This window comes from Bradyrhizobium sp. P5_C11_2 (assembly GCF_054049755.1).
The window spans coordinates 1-2744 of sequence record NZ_JBFULT010000779.1; the positions used below are offsets into that span (position 1 = coordinate 1).

Below are 2744 nucleotides of genomic sequence, written 5' to 3' on the forward strand. Positions count from 1 at the left end.
GTGCACGGCTTCGACGAGTTCTTCGGTTACCTCTATCACCTCGACGCCATGGAAGACCCCGCGCACCCGAACTACCCGCAGGATCTGCTGAACACCGTCGGTCCGCGCAACATGCTCCATACGTACGCGACCGATGTGGACGATTCCACCGTCGATCCGCGCTGGGGAAAGGTCGGCAAGCAGAGGATCGAGGATGCCGGGACGCTTTATCCCCCGAGGATGGAAACCGTAGATGCCGAAATTCGCGATCTCGCGCTGAAGTTCATCGAGAAGGCCAAGGCCGACAACAAGCCGTTCTTCCTGTGGCTCAACCCGACCCGGATGCACATCGTCACCCACCTCTCGCCCAAATACCAGGCCCTACGAAATTCCAAGAACGGCTGGTCGATACATGAAGCCGGCATGGCGCAGCTCGATGACGACGTCGGCCTCGTGATGCAGAAGCTCAAGGATATGGGCGTGGATGACAACACCATCGTCGTCTTCACCACCGACAACGGAACCGAGGTCTTCACCTGGCCCGATGGCGGACAGACGCCTTTCGCGCAGAGCAAGGGTACCGTCATGGAAGGTGGCTTCCGTGTACCCTGCATGATCCGTTGGCCGGGCAAGGTGCCGGCCGGCAAGGTCGAGAACGGCATCATTTCAGGTCTGGACTGGTTTCCGACCTTCCTCGCGGCAGCCGGTAACCCAAACATTGCAGACGAGCTGAAGAAGGGCAAACAGATCGGTGAGAGGACCTATAAGTGCTATCTGGATGGCTATAACCAGATGGACATGATCACCGGCAAGGGGCCGTCGAACCGGCACGAAATCTTTTACTTCGGAGAGAGCGAACTCGGTGCCGTTCGCATCGACGACTTCAAGTATCGTTTCATTGACCAGCCTAGGGGCTGGCTCGGTGAAAAATCCAAGGTTGACGTGCCCTACCTCACCAACCTTCGCCTCGATCCGTTCGAGCGCACGGGCTGGCCCGATAACGGGAGCAAAGAAGGCGCGCAGCAATACTTCGACTGGTTCAAATACGAATTCTGGCGCTTTGTGTTTGTTCAGCAGCAGGTGGAAAAGCTGGCGATGACGGCGATCGAGTTTCCGCCGATGCAAAAGGGCGCAAGCTTCAACCTCGATGCCGTGAAGGCGAAAATCGAGGCGGCTCGGGCGGCAATGACTAGGTAGTCGCCAGGGCTTCGACTGATTTATGGCGGGCGCGCMGAATTTCCGTGCGCCCGCTTGGCAGCGGAAGGGAGCCCGTCATGAAACCGACTGTTCGTCTTCCTGTTATCGATCGCCGCATTCTGCTCTCGTCGCTGGCGCTGCTTCCCTTGATCTCTGCCCCGTTCCGTTCCACCTCCGCGGTGGCACAGGCACAACGCGATCCGCTCCCGTCCTGGAACGACGGTCCGACCAAATCGTCAATCCTCGACTTCGTCACGCGCGTCACGACGCAAAACGGCCCTTATTTCGTACCGTCCGAGCAACGCGTTGCAACTTTCGACAATGACGGCACGCTCTGGATCGAGCAGCCGATGTATATTCAGCTGGCCTTCGCACTCGATCGCGTAAAGGTTCTTGCACCCATGCATCCGGACTGGAAGACCAAGCAGCCGTTCGCAGCGGTGCTGGACGGCGACCTGAAGGCGCTGGCGGCTTCCGGTGAAAAAGGACTGGTCGAAATCATCGCTGTGACACACGCCGGCATGACGACAGCGGAATTTGAGAAGATCGTCACAGACTGGCTTGCGACCGCGCGTGATGGCCGCTTCAAACGTCCCTACACCGAACTCGTTTATCAGCCTATGCTCGAATTGCTCGCTTACCTCCGCGCCAACGGCTTCAAGACCTTTATCGTGTCAGGTGGCGGCGTCGAGTTCATGCGGCCATGGACCGAGACGATTTATGGAGTGCCTTCCGAGCAGGTGGTCGGATCGTCAATCAAGACCCGATATGAAATGCGTGACAGCACACCGGTTCTATTTCGCTTGCCCGAGGTCGATTTCATCGACGACAAGGCCGGCAAGCCGATCGGGATCAATAGCCACATTGGCCGGCGTCCGATCGCCGCATTCGGTAACTCCGATGGCGACCTCGAAATGCTGCAATGGGCGACGCTCGGTACCAGCGGCGCGCGGTTCGGCMTGATCGTCCACCATACCGACGCGGAACGTGAATATGCCTACGATCGCCAATCACATTTCGGCAAGCTCGATGTCGCTCTCGATGCTGCAGCGCCGAACAGGTGGACCGTTGTGGACATGAAGAACGACTGGAAGAGGATCTTTTCGTTTGATGAGAGGTGAAATCGTAAGACCCATGGCTGCGCGAATGCAGTGCGCAGCCAGCCAGCCGTTATGCACGCTGTCGGGCATAGCACCCGACTATATTTTTTGGATGTGGCCAATTCACAACGGACATCGCGTCTGGAGCATGCCTTACTGACAGCCCGTAGACGAAACTCCGATTCCTTCGGTCTCGAGATAGGCTTAGGCCTCATGACGGGACCAGGTCTTAAAACGGAAAGTGTGTTCGCGACCGCCAAATCCCGACGCATCCGTCGAACCGCTAGGAGATTGCAGATGAAGCGCACGTTGGGATTTGCGGGTTCCTCTCAGCCGACCCTGCTCGGCGCAATTGCGTTTGCAGCTCTCACGTTTTCGCCGCAGATCGCGAGCGCCGACGAGAGCGGCATCTCGTTCTGGGTCCCGGGGCTGTTCGGCAGTCTGGCAGCGGCACCCACCGCCCCAGGC

Annotated in this window: 2 protein-coding genes; both read left to right on the top strand. The window is 58.4% G+C overall.

Annotated elements, in window-relative coordinates; all coding sequences use genetic code 11:
• A partial coding sequence (locus ACXJL8_RS38420; protein WP_456686749.1) for a sulfatase-like hydrolase/transferase occupies window positions 1-1176 on the top strand: 1176 nt, incomplete at its 5' end.
• A 77-nt stretch (window positions 1177-1253) separates the two neighbouring features.
• Complete coding sequence (locus ACXJL8_RS38425; protein WP_456686750.1) at window positions 1254-2297, top strand: HAD family hydrolase; 1044 nt, start codon at window positions 1254-1256, stop codon at window positions 2295-2297.
• Window positions 2298-2744 lie beyond the last annotated feature (447 nt).